The following is a 16,925-nucleotide window of genomic DNA, read 5'->3' on the forward strand; positions in this document are numbered from 1 at the left end:
GACAATCACCCGCATTCCCGGCTATCGTCATCTCATGAGCGATTACCTTCTGGTCCTGATCGGCGCCGCGCTGATCAATCACCTGTGCCTGTCGCAGCAGCCAATCCCCCGGCTGAACCTGCATGTGCATGGCCTGGCCTGCGCCGTGTGCATTGCATTGGGCACGATCGGCGCGCAATTGCTGATGCGGGGGGTACTTGCCCCGCTGCACATCCCCGACCTTGCCCTGTTCCTGTTATTGCCCTGGCTGGCACTGCTCGCCTGGGGCTTGCCTTGGCTAATGACCAAGTGGCGCCCGGCCTGGCCCGTAGTCGGGTTGCCAGCGCTGCTGTCGAGCAATGCCACAGTGCTGGGGCTCGCCCTGCAGCAGGCAGGCGATGACAGCACCTGGCCCTCGACGCTGCTGCAAGGTTTACTGGCGGGCGGCGGCTTCTGGCTGGCTCTGATATTGTTCGCCGATTTGCGCCAGCGCATTGCCCATGCCGATATCCCCGGCGCACTGCGCGGCCTGCCACTCGAGTTGATCGGCGCCGGGGTGATGGCCATGGCATTTTCCGGCTTTAACGGCATGTTCGGACAATGATCAGCCAGCCCGATCCGCGACTGCGCACCAGTATGGGCCTGGTCCTGCTGGCCTGTTTGCCTGGACTGCTGGCGTTGTTGTGGTTGCATGGCTGGGGCATGCTGCTGAACCTGTTGCTAAGTGCCACCGCCGCATTGCTGTGCGAAGCTGTGCTGCTGGCGTTGCGCGGCCAAACGCTGAGCACAGCGCTAGGCGACGGCAGCGCACTGGTAACCGCCGTGCTGCTGGCGGCCGCCCTGCCCACCCTGGCCCCGTGGTGGTTGCCGGTGGTCGCGGCAAGCGTTGCCATCGGTTTCGGTAAACAGGCTTTTGGCGGCGTCGGACGCAACCCGTTCAACCCGGCCATGGTCGGTTATGCCTTCGTGCTGCTGAGCTTCCCGTTGCAGATGAACCATTGGCCGGGGCACCCCCCAGGCCTGCTCGACAGTTTGCAGCAGGTATTCACCGGAGGCGAACAGATCGACGCCTGGGCCCGGCCAACGTTGCTCGACGGCCTGCGCCACAACCGCAGCCTGACCATCGAGGAGCTGTTTGCCAGCCATCCAGGCTTCGGCAACATCGGCGGGCGCGGCAGCGAATGGGTCAACCTGGCATTCCTGCTCGGCGGCCTGTTCCTATTGCAGCGCAACGTGATCAGCTGGCATGCACCACTGGGCCTGCTGACAGGGCTGTTCGTGTTCAGCCTGCTGGGCTGGAACGGCTCTGGGTCGGACTCCAACGGCTCGCCCTTGCTGCACCTGTTCTCCGGCTCGACCATGCTGGCGGCCTTTTTCATCGCCACCGAGCCGGTGTCGGGGCCCAGGAACGAACGGGCCAGGCTGTACTTCGGCCTGGGTGCCGGCCTACTCATCTACCTGATTCGCACCTGGGGCAGCTACCCGGATGGCACCGCGTTCGCCGTCCTGCTGATGAACCTCATGGCTCCAACGCTTGAACGCCTTACGGCACAGCCCCAACAGGCCGCCCGATGAAACGCCTGACGCATGATGTGAGCTTGCTGGTGCTGATTGGGGTATTGGCAGTGTCTGCCACGCTGGCATGGCGGCACTTGACCGGCCCAGCCATCACCGGTGCCGAGAAGCAACTGCAAAGCCGTCAACGGCTGGCCGTGCTGCCCGAGGGCAGTTATGACAACCAACCGTTGGACAGCCCGCTCGCGAAGCCCGAGGCGCAGCGGCCCAACAGCCGCATCCTCGCGGCTTACCGTGCCACGATGGCGGGCAAACCAAGCGCGATCGTGCTGGTCACTCAAACTCAAGGTTATGCCGGGCCAATCGTACTGAGCGTGGCCATCGCCACAGACGGCCGCCTGATCGGCAGCCAGGTCATGGAGCAACAGGAAAGCCCCGGTCTGGGCGCACGCCTGGGCGACCCGCAGTTGCACTGGCTGGGGCAATTCGACAACCGCCATCAGGGCGACCATTGGGCGCTGAAGCGAGACCAGGGTGACTTTGACCAACTGGCCGGCGCGACCGTGACCTCACGGGCGGTGATCACCGCGCTGCAAGAGGCGCTGAGCTATTTCGATGAGCAGCGCAGCGTACTGCTGGAGGGTGCAGCACATGAATAGGTTCTGCCTGCTGGCCGTAAGCCTGACGCCCCTGCTGGGCGCTACTCGAACACTGCATGAGGGCATCGCCATTGGCCTGTGCGCAGTAGTGATGGGCAGCCTGCATCAGCTTTTGCTGACGCCGCTGCGCCAGCGCCTGGCCAGCTGGGCCTATGTGCTAGCCAGCTTGCTGATGCTGGCAGCCTTGGCCAGTTGCCTGCAAATGGCCCTGCGCGCAGGGTCGCTGCCTTTGGCACTTGCCCTGGGCCATTATCCCGCCCTGCTTTGCCTGCAGTGCCTGGCCAGCGATCATCTGCTGCCCGATCAAGGCCGCTGGCGCATGCTCGCCAGGTATTTCAGTGCGGTATTTGCCCTCTGCCTGGTGCTCGGCGCCAGCCGCCAATGGCTGGCCAACGTTGCCGACCTGCACGTGGCCAGCCTGGCCCCGGGCGCCCTGCTACTGCTCGGACTGCTGCTGGCCTTGTACAATCGCTTGCGTCCGGGCCCTGCCCACCCACGTCGTCAAGGAAAGCTCTGAATTCATGAATGCCGCCAAACGCCTGGAGATTTTTCGCAGGCTGCACGAAGACAATCCAGACCCGAAGACAGAACTGGCCTACACCACCCCGTTCGAGCTGCTGGTCGCCGTGACACTGTCCGCGCAATCCACCGACGTCGGCGTCAACAAGGCCACTGCCCGCCTGTTCCCCGTCGCCAATACGCCCGAGGCCATCTATGCCTTGGGCGTTGAAGGCCTTAGCGAGTACATCAAGACCATCGGGCTATACAACAGCAAGGCCAAGAATGTCATAGAGGCCTGCCGGCTGCTGATCGAACGTCACGGCAGCCAGGTGCCACAAACCCGCGAAGCCTTGGAGGCGCTGCCCGGCGTGGGCCGCAAGACCGCCAACGTGGTGCTCAACACAGCGTTCCGCCAGCCGACCATGGCGGTGGACACCCACATTTTCCGGGTGAGCAACCGCACGGGTATTGCCCCTGGCAAAACGGTGCTGGAAGTGGAAAAGAAACTGGTCAAGTTCGTGCCAAAAGATTACCTGCTCGATGCCCACCACTGGCTGATCCTGCACGGGCGCTACGTGTGCCAGGCGCGCAAGCCAAGGTGCGGCAGTTGCAGGATCGAAGATTTGTGCGAGTACAAGCACAAAACCTCCGACGATTGAGGCGATAGCTGGAAACCCGTCACCACGATTGAAAAAATCTTTTTTACCGGCGCCTGCTTTCTGGTTATAAGGACGGCCAATGGCCCCTTGGCTTGGAGCGACTCATGAGTACCGATAAAGACGACCTGTCGATCGAAGATGATTTTGTTGCCGCAGACGATGACGCGGAGCCCCATGTGGAACCTGCAAAGACCAACCTGAGCAAACGCCGCACCATCGATAACATGCTGGAAGAACGGCGCCTGCAAAAGCAGTTGGCCGATTTCGACTACGACTTGTAAAGCCGGACCTGTAGCCTTGGCGAAGCCTCCTGACTGGAGGCTTCAAGGCTTGGCGGTCAGTTCAGTCCTTGCCGCTGCGCCAACTCGATCAGGTCGACCAGCGACCGTGCATTGAGCTTGAGCAGCAGCCGCGACTTGTAGGTACTGACCGTCTTGTTGCTGAGGTACATGCTGTCGGCAATCTCCTTGTTCGAACGCCCTCGCGCCAGTTGTTGCAGCACCGTCATTTCACGCGCGGAGAGGCGGTTGACCATGTCCACCTCGCTGCCCGCCCCCCTGCCACGTGACGCGTGCAAGGCCTGATTGGGAAAGTAGCTGTAACCCGACAACACCGCCTTGATGGCGCTCAACAACTCGGTAAGTTCCTGCTGCTTGCACACGTAACCCGCCGCGCCCGCCTGCATGCAACGCATCGAGAAGTTGCCAGGGGCCTGCGATGTCAGCACCAGCACCTTGCTAGCCGGGCTGAACGTCGTCATGCGGGCGATCACCTCCAGGCCATCCAGTTTCGGGATCCCGATATCCAGCACCACGATATCCGGCAGGTGTTGCCGAGTAAGCTGCAGCGCAGCCACCCCATTATCGGTCTCTGCCACGACGTCATACCCATGCCGCTCCATCAGCATGCGTACGGCCAGGCGTATGACCGGATGATCATCCACGATAAGCACTTTATTCATGCGATATCCATTCATTCATTGTTTTGCTTTGGCACGCCACGATAACCGACAGGACGCTTGCTGGCGCGGCGATTTACTGACGAAACTCATGGACAGACAAAACTTACAACACTTACAGAAATTTCCTACACTTCATGGCCAAGGTTGTAACAAGCGCGTTCCTTAGTCCCAAAACAACGGTATCACCCGCCTGCAAAAACGCACCAGTTGAAAACTGAACATCTGCTGGCGAAACGTCCAACTCAAACGCGCTGAAAAAACTAAGCCGAGTGGCTTTATGTCGATTATTCCTCACCTGGAAAACAATCCAGTCTTTAGTTGAGTACCGCAGTAAGGTAATGATGGGCAAAACCGCTGGAGATGGCCCACATGACCCAAGCACAACCTGTTGCCCCGCTGACGATCATTGCCATCTTCGCGGGGATTATCGAAGCCTCCGCCCTTGCCACACTGCCTTTTCTCAGCGAGTCCAGCCAGAAGCTCTACACCTGGTTCCTGGTAGGCTTTCCGTTCTTTCTGACGGCACTTTTTTTTCTCACGCTCAACTTCAATTACAAGTCATTCTACAGCCCGCCACCGAGCAAGATGGCACACGACAAAACGCCAGCTGTGAACAGTGTCATCAGTGATGCCCCTGAGGCGGCGCAAGGCGAGCCTGTCACGTTCATGTTTTCCGGCCCCGACGCCTATCGCATGATGGAACAACAACTCCTGCATGTACTTGCCCAACCGCCCGTGCCGCCCCGAATATGGCGCTTTTGCAACCTGGACAAACGTCAATGTGCGCAGCTGTCGATCAGTGCACTCGAGGCCGATATTTTGAGCCAACACAGTTGAATACCCTGACTTTCTGCACCCCCAAAAAAAACCCCGGCTTAAGCCGGGGTTTTCATTGCACAAGCGCGCAGTCAGAGCATCGAACGGCCCTTGTTGGCGGCAATGCGCATGCGCAGTGCGTTCAACTTGATGAAGCCTGCAGCATCGGCCTGGTTGTAGGCGCCGCCATCTTCCTCGAAGGTCGCGATGTTGGCATCGAACAGCGAATCGTCCGACTTGCGGCCAACCACGGTAACGTTGCCCTTGTACAGCTTCAGGCGCACGACACCGTTCACGTTGACCTGGGAAGCGTCGATCATCTGCTGCAGCATCAGACGCTCCGGGCTCCACCAGTAGCCGGTGTAGATCAGGCTGGCGTACTTCGGCATCAGCTCATCTTTCAGGTGAGCGACTTCGCGGTCCAGGGTGATCGACTCGATGGCACGGTGGGCCTTGAGCATGATGGTGCCGCCTGGGGTCTCGTAGCAGCCACGCGACTTCATGCCGACGTAACGGTTTTCCACGATGTCGAGGCGGCCGATGCCGTTGGCACCACCGATACGGTTCAGGTCGGCCAGGACGGTGGCCGGGGTTTTCTCGACGCCGTCAATGGCAACGATGTCGCCGTTGCGGTACGTCAGCTCGATGTAGGTCGCCTGGTCCGGGGCGTTCTCAGGCGAGACGCTCCAGCGCCACATGTCTTCTTCGTGCTCGGTCCAGGTATCTTCCAGGACACCGCCTTCGTAGGAGATGTGCAGCAGGTTGGCGTCCATCGAGTACGGCGACTTCTTCTTGCCGTGGCGCTCGATCGGGATGCCGTGCTTTTCGGCGTAGTCCATCAGCTTCTCGCGGGACAGCAGGTCCCACTCACGCCACGGGGCGATGACCTTGACACCAGGCTTGAGGGCATAGGCACCCAGCTCGAAACGAACCTGGTCGTTGCCTTTGCCGGTGGCGCCGTGGGAAATGGCGTCAGCACCGGTTTCGTTGGCGATTTCGATCAGGCGCTTGGCGATCAGCGGACGGGCGATGGAAGTACCCAGCAGGTACTCGCCTTCGTAGACGGTGTTGGCGCGGAACATCGGGAACACGAAATCACGCACGAACTCTTCGCGCAGGTCGTCGATGTAGATCTCTTTAACGCCCATTGCCTGAGCCTTGGCACGGGCCGGCTCGACCTCTTCGCCCTGACCCAGGTCAGCGGTGAAGGTCACCACTTCGCAGTTGTAGGTATCCTGCAGCCACTTGAGAATCACCGAAGTATCAAGGCCGCCGGAATACGCCAGTACGACCTTTTTTACGTCCGCCATGCCATCACTCCACGGGGTTGTACGGAAAGGGATCGATTCTAACGGCCTTGCAGATAAAATTACAGTGGCGCGACAGCTTCTGACGACAAAGCGACAGGAACTGTCGGAAGGGCGACGGCGCTACTGAGCATGACACCGAACCCGCCCCCACAGAGGCCGCGCAAACTCTGGAGATCGAGCACACTCTTATGCCCAGGAAACGCGCGGTTTACTTGGCCGCTGACGCAGGGGCCGTTGGCTCAGGGGCTGTTTCGGCGGGTTTCTCAACCCGCTTCTCCACCGGCTTCTCAACCACCGCAACCCGACCCAGTTCGATATTCACTCGCCGGTTGCGCGCCCGGTTGGCAGGGCTATTGTTTTTCGCCACCGGGTACTGCTCACCATGGAAGCGCACGATGATCTGCTCTTCCTTCAAGCCATGGGCCTTGAAGTAATCAGCCACCGACAATGCCCGACGGCGCGACAGGTCGCGGTTGGTCAGGCGGTTGCCGCTATTGTCCGAATGGCCGTCGAGCTCGATGTGGTTAACCGTCGGGTCGGCTTTCATGTAGTCAAGGATCAGGTCCAGACGCGCCTTGGCGGCTTCATCCAGTTCAATGCCGCCCCCCGGGAAGCCCACCTGGGTCTGACGCACCTGGTCATAGTTCATCGCAAGCAGCTTGCCCGCGCAGGCCTGATAGTCGCTGTAAGCCTTGGCAAAGCTGACCGGCAACACCCGCACCTCCATCGGCCTGCCCGCCTCACCGGCATAGTTGCGCACCACCGTGCTGCGCCCGTCGAGCAGGCCATTGATCAGGCGGCTGGCCTGGCCTTGGGACGAGCTGAACAACACACCGGTGCGGGCCATGCGCACACTGCCCAGGTTGATGTCACCGCGCCCGGGTTGCCATGGGGCTGCCGCTGCCAGCAGGCTGGCGGTGCCTGCACCCAGTACGTTGCTGTCCGAGCGCAACTGGAACACCGGCTGCTCACCCGCCCGGCGCACGAACTCCCCGCTGCCGAAACCTTCGATCGGCTGGATCAGGCGGCACTCGAACTGGTCACCCTCGACCTTCCAGGCGATGTTCTCCATGCGCGTCTGGAAAGTCAGTGCACCGGCCGGCAGGCAGGCGAACAGGGTCAACAGGGCTAGGTAACGCTGGCGCACGGGCGGCTCCACAAATTCTGACGGCTTACCTGCAGGCTATCGGACGCTGGCTGGAAAACTTGATAGCCGTGCTCGACCCAGGGTTTTCCGGTAGCATTGGGGCTTGAGTTCGACCCGCCTGGAATCCCCAATGTCCGATCGCCTGACCCTCCTGCGCCCCGACGACTGGCACATCCATCTGCGCGATGGTGCCGTCCTGCCCCACACCGTTGGCGACGTGGCGCGTACTTTCGCCCGTGCCATCATCATGCCAAACCTGGTTCCTCCGGTGCGCAATGCCGCCGAGGCTGGCGCCTACCGTGAGCGCATCCTTGCCGCGCGCCCGGCCGGTAGCCGCTTCGAGCCGCTGATGGTGCTGTACCTCACCGACCGTACCAGCCCCGAGGACGTCCGCGCGGCCAAGGCCAGCGGGATCGTGTACGCTGCCAAACTGTACCCGGCCGGCGCCACCACCAACTCCGACTCGGGCGTGACCAGCATCGACAACATCTTCCCGGCCATCGAAGCACTGGCGGAAGTTGGCATGCCCCTGCTGGTGCATGGCGAAGTGACCCGTAGCGAAATCGACGTGTTCGACCGCGAGAAGCGCTTCATCGACGAGCACATGCGCCGTCTGGTCGAGCGCTTCCCTACGTTGAAAGTGGTGTTCGAACACATCACCACCGGCGATGCCGCGCAGTTCGTCACCGAGGCCCCGGCCAACGTTGGCGCGACCATCACCGCTCAGCACCTGCTGTACAACCGCAACCACATGCTGGTTGGCGGCATTCGCCCGCACTTCTACTGCCTGCCGATACTCAAGCGCAACACCCACCAGGTGGCGCTGCTGGATGCGGCCACCAGCGGCAACCCGAAGTTCTTCCTCGGCACAGATTCGGCACCTCACGCCCGTCACGCGAAGGAAGCCGCCTGCGGTTGCGCCGGTTGCTACACTGCCTATGCGGCCATCGAGATGTACGCCGAAGCGTTCGAACAACGTAACGCACTGGACAAGCTTGAAGGCTTTGCCAGCCTGCACGGCCCGGCTTTCTATGGCCTGCCGGCAAACACCGACACCATTACCCTGGTCCGCGAAGAATGGACCGCCCCGGACAGCCTGCCGTTTGGCGAGCAGACGATAATCCCGCTGCGCGCTGGCGAAAAACTGCGCTGGCGCCTGCTGGAGGACAACGCGTGAGCGAAGACCTCTACGAAGACGACCTGGACTCCCAGGGCAGCAGCGGCTCTCGCCACCCGATGGCCGAGCGCTTCCGTGGCTACCTCCCGGTCGTGGTGGATGTGGAAACCGGTGGTTTCAACAGCGCCACCGATGCCCTGCTGGAAATTGCCGCCGTCACCATCGGCATGGACGAGAAAGGCTTCCTGTTCCCCGAGCACACCTACTTCCACCGGGTCGAGCCGTTCGAGGGTGCCAATATCGAAGCTGCGGCGTTGGAGTTCACCGGTATCAAGCTGGACCACCCGCTGCGCATGGCCGTCAGCGAGGAAAGCGCGCTGACCGACATCTTCCGTGGCGTGCGCAAGGCGCTCAAGGCCAATGGCTGCAAGCGGGCGATCCTGGTCGGCCATAACAGCAGCTTCGACCTGGGCTTCCTCAATGCAGCGGTAGCGCGCAACGACCTGAAGCGCAACCCGTTCCACCCGTTCTCCAGCTTTGACACTGCGACCTTGGCGGGCTTGGCCTATGGGCAGACCGTGCTGGCACGGGCTTGCCAGAGCGCCGACATCGACTTTGACGGGCGTGAGGCGCATTCGGCGCGTTATGACACCGAGAAGACGGCTGAGCTGTTCTGCGGCATCGTCAACCGCTGGAAAGAGATGGGCGGCTGGCGCGATTTCAACGATTGATCTGGAATCCTGGGGCCGCTTTGCGGCCCTTTCGCGGCACAAGGCCGCTCCTACGGGGGTATGCGTACTCCTGCTGAAGTCCAGACATAAAAAAACCGGCCATGAAGGCCGGTTTTTTTTATGCGAGCGGCAATTACAGCTTGCCGGCGTTCTCGCTCAGGTAGGCAGCAACGCCTTCTGGCGAAGCGTTCATGCCTTTGTCGCCTTTTTTCCAGTTGGCAGGGCAAACTTCGCCGTGCTCTTCGTGGAACTGCAGGGCGTCAACCAGGCGCAGCAGCTCGTCCATGTTACGGCCCAGTGGCAGGTCGTTGATGATCTGCGAACGGACAACACCGTTGGTGTCGATCAGGAAGGCGCCACGGAAAGCCACGCCGCCTTCGGACTCGACGTCGTAGGCTTTGCAGATTTCGTGGGTCATGTCGGCAGCCAGGGTGTACTTCACCTGGCCGATGCCGCCGTTGTTGACCGGGGTGTTACGCCAGGCGTTGTGGGTGAAGTGCGAGTCGATCGACACGCCGATCACTTCAACGTTGCGGGCCTGGAAGTCCGGGATGCGGTTGTCCAGAGCGATCAGCTCGGACGGGCAGACGAAGGTGAAGTCCAGCGGGTAGAAGAACACCAGGCCGTACTTGCCCTTGATGGCCGAAGCCAGGTTGAAGCTGTCGACGATCTCGCCATTGCCCAGCACGGCCGGAACGGTGAAATCGGGGGCTTTCTTACCAACGAGTACGCTCATTGTAATCTCCTGATGAGGGTGAAAAACCGTTTGCCGGGCCAGACGGGCTTGCCCGACATCCAACAAAGGCCAACCATCATACACGGCTTCTGGTGACAGGCCGAATCCATCAGGCGGGCAACCGCCGGTCGCTCAAGCACGGCCCTTTCAGAAAGTCCTTTGACAAGCATTCTCATTAACATTAAGCTCCACCCCATCGACTCAACCCGCGATGGTCAGCCCTTATGTATGTGTGTCTTTGTCTCGGCGTTACCGACGGACAGATCCGCGATGCGATCTATGAAGGATGCTGCAGTTACAAGGAAGTGCGAGCCGCGACCAATGTCGCGAGCCAGTGTGGCAAATGTGCCTGCCTGGCCAAACAGGTGGTCCGCGAGACCCTGACCGAGCTTCAGGTCAGCCAGGCAGCCCTGCCCTACCCTGTGGAATTTACCGCAGCCTGAATGCCAGATTTCAAAGAACCGGACCTTATGTCCGGTTTTTTTATGCCTGTAATTCAATAAGTTAGCGCCGCAACGCGGTTCACAAACATTCTTATTCCTATTAATTTTCACTTATTATTCAATAACTTAGGTTTGACACTCCTAGGTATCGGGATCAAACTTCGCTGTATTGGCACACTTCTACAGGGCAGGAACCCGAAATGAAAGGCGACGTAAGCGTCATCCAGCATCTCAACAAGATCCTCGGAAACGAGCTGGTCGCGATCAACCAGTACTTCCTGCACGCACGCATGTACGAAGATTGGGGCCTGAACAAACTCGGCAAGCACGAGTACAAGGAATCCATCGACGAGATGAAGCACGCTGACAAACTGATCAAGCGTATTCTGTTCCTCGAAGGCATCCCGAACGTTCAGGACCTGGGCAAGCTGATGATCGGCGAGCACACCAAGGAAATGCTCGAGTGCGACCTGAAGCTCGAAAAGAAAGGCCTGGTCGACCTCAAGGCAGCCATCGCCCATTGCGAAACCGCTGGCGACTTCGGCTCGCGTGACATGCTCGAAGACATCCTCGAATCCGAGGAAGAGCACATCGATTGGCTGGAAACCCAACTGGGGCTGATCGACAAGATCACTATCGAGAATTACCTGCAGTCGCAGATGGGCGAAGAGTAATTCTTCACCGCATAAAAAACCCGCGATCAGCGGGTTTTTTTATGCTTGCCTGAAAATCAGGCTTCGGAAGCCTTGGCCTTGGCAGCCGCTTCCTTGATCAGGGTTTGCAGCTCACCCTTTTCGAACATTTCCAGCATGATGTCGCTGCCGCCGACCAGCTCACCGGCTACCCACAGCTGTGGGAAGGTGGGCCAGTTGGCGTACTTTAGCAGGTTGGCGCGGATTTCCGGGTTCTGCAGGATGTCGACGTAGGCGAACTTCTCGCCACAACCCATCACAGCCTGCGATGCCTTGGCCGAGAACCCGCACTGCGGGGCATTCGGCGAGCCTTTCATGTAAAGCAGAATGGTGTTGTTGGCAATCTGCTCTTTGATCGTATCGATGATATCCATCTAGCACCTCAGCTGAACTTTCCGACGCGGTCGTCGGCACGGTGACGCATTGTAACGGAAAGCCGAGCGGCGTGCTCGGCCTTACCATTGCTCATGCAGCCTCTACCTGCACGGGCACGCCATTGAGTGCAGCGTTACCGGAAACCGCGTCCCGAAAGCGCTCGTCGGTCAGGTCATTGGCACTCACGCCGGGTTGTGCCTGGGCGATCTGCATGTGCACGCCCTGGCGGCCATGGCCGAAGCCATGGGGCAGGCTGACCACACCCGGCATCATGTCATCGCAGGCCTGCACCTCGACTTCAAGGGCCCCCGTGCGCGAGCGGATACGTACCCGCTGGCCGTCCTGCAGGTGCCGCTGCTGCAAGTCTTGCGGATGCATCAGTAACTGATGACGCGGCTTGCCTTTCACCAGGCGATGGAAATTGTGCATCCAGGAGTTGTTGCTACGTATATGTCGGCGGCCAATCAGCAACAGTTCGCCGGCTATCGGAGGCGCCTGTTGCGCCAGGCGCTGCACGTCGTCCAGCAACACTTGGGGGGCTGCTTCGACAGCCTTGCTGGCAGTTGCCAGGCGCCCGGCGAGGTTGCTGCGCAAAGGCCCGAGATCGAGCCCGTGCGGGTGATTGGCCAGTGTTGCCAGCGAGAGCTTCCATGGCGTCGCCTCACCATAACGCCCTTTGCGCAGGGCCATGTCGATCATCTGCGCCGGGGCCCAGGTCGGTTTCAACGCCTGCTCGGCACGCGTGGCAAACGCCTGCGCCAGGCCGACGAAGATTTCCCAGTCGTGCAGCGCGCCTTCCGGCTTGGCCAGGATCGCCCGATTGAAACGGGTGACGTTGCGCACGGCCAGCAGGTTGAAGGTGCTGTCGTAGTGGTCGTTTTCCAGCGCGCTGGTGGACGGCAAGATCAGGTCGGCATGCCGGGTGGTTTCGTTGATGTAGAGGTCGATGCTGAGCATGAACTCCAGCCCCTCAAGCGCTGCATCCAGCTGGCGACCGTTAGGTGTGGATAGCACAGGGTTGCCGGCCACTGTCACCAGCGCGCGAACCTGCCCTTCGCCTGGTGCCAACATCTCTTCGGCCAGGGCCGCCACGGGCAGCTCGCCACCGTACTCGGGCAAACCCGATACCCGGCTTTGCCAGGCGTTGAAATGGCCACCCGAGGTGGTCGCCACCAGATCGACGGCAGGCTCCGTGCACAACGCGCCACCTTCACGATCGAGGTTGCCGGTCACCAGGTTGATCAGTTGCACCAGCCAATGGCAAAGGGTACCGAAGGCTTGGGTAGAGACACCCATGCGCCCATAACACACGGCCTTGCCTGCAGCGGCGAAATCCCGTGCTAGCTGGCGGATATCCGCTGCGGCAATACCACAATGCACGCTCATGGCCTCGGCGCTGAGCGGCGCAAGCGCTTCGCGCACTTGTTGCAGGCCGTTGACCGGCAAGTGCGAGCCCTGCGCCAGGCCCTCCTCGAACAGGGTGTTGAGCAAGCCACACAAAAAGGCCGCATCGCCACCCGGGCGAATGAACAGATGGGTATCGGCCATGGCCGCCGTCTCGCTGCGCCGCGGGTCTACCACCACCAGACGCGCTCCCCGCCCACGCAAGGCCTTCAGGCGCTTTTCCACATCTGGCACGGTCATGATGCTGCCGTTGGAGGCCAGCGGATTGCCGCCGAGAATCAGCATGAAGTCGGTCTGGTCGATATCCGGGATCGGCAGCAGCAGTCCATGGCCATACATGAGGTGGCTGACCAGATGTTGTGGCAACTGGTCCACCGAAGTGGCCGAGAAACGGTTGCGCGTCTTGAGCAGGCCAAGGAAGTAGTTGCTGTGGGTCATCAGGCCATAGTTGTGCACGCTCGGGTTACCCTGGTACACCGCCACGGCATTGCGCCCGTGCGCCTGCTGGATCGCCCAGAGCTTGTCGGCGGCCAGGGTAAAGGCCTCGTCCCAGCCAATGGCCTCCCAGCGCTCCCCCACCCGCTTGTGCGGCTGGCGCAGGCGGTCGGGGTCGTTCTGGATGTCTTGCAGGGCCACGGCCTTGGGGCAGACATGGCCACGGCTGAACGGGTCCTCTGGGTCGCCTTTGATCGAGCTGATCAGCGCCCGCCCATCGTCTTCGTGGCTGACTTCGATGTTCAGCCCGCAGATCGCTTCGCACAGGTGACAGGCACGGTGGTGCAGGGTCTTGGTCATGGCCGCCTCTGCCTTGTTGTTGTCGAACAGTGACTATGCACCCGGCCCCGCCCCCGGGCCAGCGCCCTTCGCCGTGTGAATCCACCGACATCAGGCGCACGATTCGCGACAGCCATTTGCCAAATCGCCAGCAAGCCGTGTACAACCCTGTGTAGTAAATAAAAAACAGCACCGGCCAGCGGGTAAAGACACCCTTTGCAACATCCTTTCGAATAGGCCGCTGTTTCCCCCCTTGGCTTGAGGCGACATTTACTTATAGTATTGCGCCTTTCCCTATTTCGTCCGCCCCGTGCGGCTTACGCCGCAGGTCACTCCCGTTGTCAAAAAAAACCATACGGTCGACCTGCATACCGTTGCAGATAAGGTAGTCAATCATGAGCGCTAGGCACTTTCTCTCCCTGCTGGACTTCACCACCGACGAATTGCTCGGGGTGATCCGCCGCGGCATCGAGCTGAAGGACCTGCGCAAGCGAGGCGTGCTGTTCGAGCCCCTGAAGAACCGCGTACTGGGCATGATCTTCGAGAAGTCCTCGACCCGCACCCGGGTGTCGTTCGAAGCCGGCATGATCCAGCTCGGTGGCCAGGCCATCTTCCTGTCGCCGCGCGATACCCAGCTGGGCCGTGGCGAGCCGATCGGCGACAGCGCCATCGTGCTGTCGAGCATGGTCGACGTGGTGATGATCCGTACCCACGCCCACAGCACCCTGACCGAATTCGCCGCCAAATCGCGCGTACCGGTCATCAATGGCCTGTCCGACGAGTCGCACCCGTGCCAGCTGCTGGCCGACATGCAGACGTTCCTGGAACACCGCGGTTCGATCCAGGGCAAGACCGTGACCTGGATCGGCGACGGCTTCAACATGTGCAACTCCTATATCGAGGCCGCCCGGCAGTTCGATTTCCAGCTGCGCATCGCCTGCCCCGAAGGCTACGAGCCGGATGAACGCTTCATGGCACTGGGCGGTGACCGCGTGCAGATCATCCGTGACGCCAAGGAAGCCGTACGTGGCGCACACCTTGTGGTCACCGATGTCTGGACTTCCATGGGCCAGGAGGAGGAAACTGCACGGCGCCTGGCGCACTTCGCGCCTTACCAGGTCACCCGCGAACTGCTCGACCTGGCGGCACCCGATGTCCTCTTCATGCACTGCCTGCCCGCCCACCGTGGCGAGGAAATCAGCCAGGACCTGCTCGACGACCCTCGTTCGGTCGCCTGGGACGAAGCTGAAAACCGCCTGCATGCACAGAAGGCGCTTCTCGAATTCCTTGTAGAACCGGCTTACCACCACGCATGAGTCAACCCCTATTGCTCAACCTGCGCAACCTCGCCTGCGGCTATGGCGACCAGCGCATCGTCCAGAACCTCAACCTGCACCTGAATGCAGGCGACATCGGTTGCCTGCTGGGTTCATCCGGTTGTGGCAAAACCACCACCCTGCGCGCCATTGCCGGCTTCGAGCCGGTGCATGACGGTGAAATCCAGCTGGCCGGCGAAGTCATCTCCCGCGCTGGCTTCACCCTGGCCCCGGAAAAGCGCCGGATCGGCATGGTGTTCCAGGACTACGCGCTGTTCCCGCACCTGACCGTGGCGCAGAACATTGCGTTTGGCATCGCCAAGCACCCGCGCCAGGCCGCCGTCATCGAAGAGATGCTCGAACTGGTCAAGCTGGGCGGCCTGGGCGGGCGTTACCCGCATGAGCTGTCTGGTGGCCAGCAGCAACGGGTCGCTTTGGCCCGTGCACTGGCGCCAGAGCCGCAGTTGCTGCTGCTCGACGAACCGTTCTCCAACCTTGACGTGGAGCTGCGTCGGCGCCTGAGCCACGAGGTTCGCGACATTCTCAAAAGCCGCGGCACCAGCGCCATCCTGGTGACCCATGACCAGGAAGAAGCGTTTGCCGTCAGCGATCAGGTGGGCGTGTTCAAAGAAGGCCGCCTGGAGCAGTGGGACACGCCCTACAACCTTTACCACGAGCCACAAACACCGTTCGTGGCCAGCTTCATCGGCCAGGGGTACTTCATCCGGGGGCAGATGAGCAGCCACGAGGCCGTCAATACCGAGCTGGGTGAACTGCGCGGCAACCGTGCCTACATCATGGCGCCAGGCAGCTCGGTGGATGTGCTGCTGCGCCCGGACGATATCGTGTATGCGCCGGACAGCCCGTTGAGGGCGGCTATCGTGGGCAAAAGTTTCCTGGGGGCATCGACCTTGTATCGCCTGCAACTGCCGACTGGCAGCCAGCTGGAGGCGATTTTCCCCAGCCATGCCGACCATCAGGTGGGTGGGGATGTGGGGATCGCGGTGAAGGCCGATCACCTGGTGCTGTTCCCGGTGCCGGGCAGTGTGGCGGCGCAATTGCTTCGGCAGGAGAATGGCGTGCGTCGATACAGTTCGGCGACCTGACTTTAGACCCTTGGGGCCGCTTTGCGGCCCCAGATACTCAGCCTCTGCCGATCCCGGCAAACTTGCCCTGGGTATGCTCGGCCAGCACCGCTGCGGCCAACTCCACTTCCAGCCCACGCCGGCCAGCACTGACATGGATGGTTGCAAAGTTTTGCGCTGAATCATCAATGAACGTCCGCAGACGTTTCTTCTGCCCCAACGGGCTGATCCCGCCGACCAGATAACCCGTGGCACGTTGCGCCGCCGCAGGGTCGGCCATTTCGCACTTCTTCACCCCGGCAGCATGGGCCAGGGCCTTCAGGTCCAAAGTACCCACCACGGGCACCACCGCCACCAGCAACTCCCCCTTCTCGCTGCTCGCCAGCAACGTCTTGAACACCTGCTGCGGGTCGAGCCCCAGCTTTTCTGCTGCCTCCAGGCCGTAGGATGCCGACTTGGGGTCATGCTCGTAACTGTGCACGCGGTGCTCGGCACGGTGCTTCTTCAACAGGTCTAGGGCGGGGGTCATGCAGGGGCTCCGGTCTTGGACGGCTCGGCGGCTACTTTAGGACAATTCCCACATCCCAGCCAGCGCACCGCAATTGGGCACCTCTAGCACGGGGATCCGAGGCCGATTTTAGCGGCCATATCGTGACTGGTCGTTCACTTTCGACCTTTGACATCAGCGTTTCTTGTCTATATTTT

Annotated in this window: 20 protein-coding genes; 13 read left to right on the forward strand and 7 right to left on the reverse strand. The window is 61.0% G+C overall.

The genetic code is table 11. The annotated features are described in order from the left end of the window. The first annotated feature begins 34 nt into the window (after window positions 1-34). From B9A31_RS12905 to B9A31_RS27310, 6 genes are all read left to right on the forward strand, one after another. Window positions 35-583 (forward strand): Rnf-Nqr domain containing protein, encoded by a 549-nt coding sequence (locus B9A31_RS12905; protein WP_025754566.1) that lies wholly within the window; start codon window positions 35-37, stop codon window positions 581-583. Beyond that, window positions 580-1,554, forward strand: coding sequence for an RnfABCDGE type electron transport complex subunit D (locus B9A31_RS12910; protein WP_025754567.1), 975 nt, complete (start codon window positions 580-582; stop codon window positions 1,552-1,554). Before B9A31_RS12905 ends, B9A31_RS12910 begins: the two co-directional genes overlap by 4 nt. Continuing rightward, window positions 1,551-2,153, forward strand: coding sequence for an RnfABCDGE type electron transport complex subunit G (locus B9A31_RS12915; RefSeq protein ID WP_016713753.1), 603 nt, complete (start codon window positions 1,551-1,553; stop codon window positions 2,151-2,153). The genes B9A31_RS12910 and B9A31_RS12915 overlap by 4 nt, the downstream gene beginning before the upstream one ends. After that, window positions 2,146-2,670 (forward strand): Rnf-Nqr domain containing protein, encoded by a 525-nt coding sequence (locus B9A31_RS12920; protein WP_019096561.1) that lies wholly within the window; start codon window positions 2,146-2,148, stop codon window positions 2,668-2,670. The genes B9A31_RS12915 and B9A31_RS12920 overlap by 8 nt, the downstream gene beginning before the upstream one ends. 4 nt (window positions 2,671-2,674) lie before the next feature. Then, window positions 2,675-3,313: an endonuclease III gene (gene nth, locus B9A31_RS12925; RefSeq protein ID WP_009684568.1), complete on the forward strand. Its 639-nt coding sequence runs from the start codon at window positions 2,675-2,677 to the stop codon at window positions 3,311-3,313. 104 nt (window positions 3,314-3,417) lie between these two features. Further along, window positions 3,418-3,594: a PA3496 family putative envelope integrity protein gene (locus B9A31_RS27310; RefSeq protein WP_019096560.1), complete on the forward strand. Its 177-nt coding sequence runs from the start codon at window positions 3,418-3,420 to the stop codon at window positions 3,592-3,594. A gap of 56 nt (window positions 3,595-3,650) precedes the next feature. Here the strand turns inward: B9A31_RS27310 and B9A31_RS12930 are convergent, their stop codons facing one another. After that, window positions 3,651-4,274 carry a response regulator transcription factor gene (locus B9A31_RS12930; RefSeq protein ID WP_019096559.1) on the reverse strand — a complete coding sequence of 208 codons (624 nt, stop codon included), beginning with the start codon at window positions 4,272-4,274 and terminating at the stop codon, window positions 3,651-3,653. 369 nt (window positions 4,275-4,643) lie between these two features. Between B9A31_RS12930 and B9A31_RS12935 the strand changes: the two genes are divergently transcribed. Further along, a complete protein-coding gene (locus tag B9A31_RS12935; protein ID WP_019096558.1) occupies window positions 4,644-5,111 on the forward strand; it encodes a hypothetical protein in 468 nt (155 codons plus the stop codon). A gap of 71 nt (window positions 5,112-5,182) precedes the next feature. Here the strand turns inward: B9A31_RS12935 and B9A31_RS12940 are convergent, their stop codons facing one another. After that, complete coding sequence (locus B9A31_RS12940; protein ID WP_016713748.1) at window positions 5,183-6,400, reverse strand: argininosuccinate synthase; 1,218 nt, start codon at window positions 6,398-6,400, stop codon at window positions 5,183-5,185. A gap of 208 nt (window positions 6,401-6,608) precedes the next feature. Continuing rightward, a complete protein-coding gene (locus B9A31_RS12945) occupies window positions 6,609-7,547 on the reverse strand; it encodes a flagellar protein MotY (protein ID WP_025754570.1) in 939 nt (312 codons plus the stop codon). Window positions 7,548-7,677: 130 nt separating this feature from the next. On the opposite strand from B9A31_RS12945, the gene pyrC reads away from it, so the two are divergent. Together pyrC and rnt are read left to right on the forward strand one after the other, a co-directional pair. After that, window positions 7,678-8,724 (forward strand): dihydroorotase, encoded by a 1,047-nt coding sequence (gene pyrC, locus B9A31_RS12950; RefSeq protein WP_019096556.1) that lies wholly within the window; start codon window positions 7,678-7,680, stop codon window positions 8,722-8,724. A 59-nt stretch (window positions 8,725-8,783) separates the two neighbouring features. Continuing rightward, window positions 8,784-9,395 carry a ribonuclease T gene (rnt, locus tag B9A31_RS12955; RefSeq protein ID WP_225917480.1) on the forward strand — a complete coding sequence of 204 codons (612 nt, stop codon included), beginning with the start codon at window positions 8,784-8,786 and terminating at the stop codon, window positions 9,393-9,395. A 133-nt stretch (window positions 9,396-9,528) separates the two neighbouring features. Here the strand turns inward: rnt and B9A31_RS12960 are convergent, their stop codons facing one another. Beyond that, window positions 9,529-10,131, reverse strand: a complete 603-nt coding sequence (locus B9A31_RS12960; protein WP_012273884.1) for a peroxiredoxin — start codon at window positions 10,129-10,131, stop codon at window positions 9,529-9,531. A gap of 224 nt (window positions 10,132-10,355) precedes the next feature. Here B9A31_RS12960 and B9A31_RS12970 point away from each other — a divergent pair, with 224 nt between their 5' ends. Both B9A31_RS12970 and bfr read left to right on the forward strand, forming a co-directional pair. Further along, on the forward strand, window positions 10,356-10,574 hold the full coding sequence (locus B9A31_RS12970; protein WP_016713743.1) for a bacterioferritin-associated ferredoxin: 219 nt from the start codon (window positions 10,356-10,358) through the stop codon (window positions 10,572-10,574). Window positions 10,575-10,774: 200 nt separating this feature from the next. Beyond that, window positions 10,775-11,248 carry a bacterioferritin gene (gene bfr, locus B9A31_RS12975; RefSeq protein ID WP_019096555.1) on the forward strand — a complete coding sequence of 158 codons (474 nt, stop codon included), beginning with the start codon at window positions 10,775-10,777 and terminating at the stop codon, window positions 11,246-11,248. A 56-nt stretch (window positions 11,249-11,304) separates the two neighbouring features. Here the strand turns inward: bfr and grxD are convergent, their stop codons facing one another. Together grxD and B9A31_RS12985 are read right to left on the reverse strand one after the other, a co-directional pair. Then, window positions 11,305-11,640 carry a Grx4 family monothiol glutaredoxin gene (grxD, locus tag B9A31_RS12980; protein ID WP_084297045.1) on the reverse strand — a complete coding sequence of 112 codons (336 nt, stop codon included), beginning with the start codon at window positions 11,638-11,640 and terminating at the stop codon, window positions 11,305-11,307. 91 nt (window positions 11,641-11,731) lie between these two features. After that, window positions 11,732-13,840 (reverse strand): molybdopterin oxidoreductase family protein, encoded by a 2,109-nt coding sequence (locus B9A31_RS12985; RefSeq protein ID WP_084297046.1) that lies wholly within the window; start codon window positions 13,838-13,840, stop codon window positions 11,732-11,734. Between the two features lie 374 nt (window positions 13,841-14,214). Between B9A31_RS12985 and argF the strand changes: the two genes are divergently transcribed. Next, the gene (gene argF / locus B9A31_RS12990; protein ID WP_016713738.1) at window positions 14,215-15,135 is read left to right on the forward strand and encodes an ornithine carbamoyltransferase; all 921 of its coding nucleotides are present in this window, start codon (window positions 14,215-14,217) and stop codon (window positions 15,133-15,135) included. Then, entirely contained in the window at window positions 15,132-16,241 is a 1,110-nt protein-coding gene (locus tag B9A31_RS12995; protein WP_025754573.1) for an ABC transporter ATP-binding protein, read from the forward strand. Before argF ends, B9A31_RS12995 begins: the two co-directional genes overlap by 4 nt. A 37-nt stretch (window positions 16,242-16,278) precedes the next feature. Here the strand turns inward: B9A31_RS12995 and ybaK are convergent, their stop codons facing one another. Beyond that, window positions 16,279-16,749: a Cys-tRNA(Pro) deacylase gene (gene ybaK, locus B9A31_RS13000; RefSeq protein ID WP_016488787.1), complete on the reverse strand. Its 471-nt coding sequence runs from the start codon at window positions 16,747-16,749 to the stop codon at window positions 16,279-16,281. Window positions 16,750-16,925 lie beyond the last annotated feature (176 nt).

The sequence above is a fragment of the Pseudomonas sp. URIL14HWK12:I5 genome (assembly GCF_900176445.1).
Lineage (GTDB): Bacteria > Pseudomonadota > Gammaproteobacteria > Pseudomonadales > Pseudomonadaceae > Aquipseudomonas > Aquipseudomonas monteilii.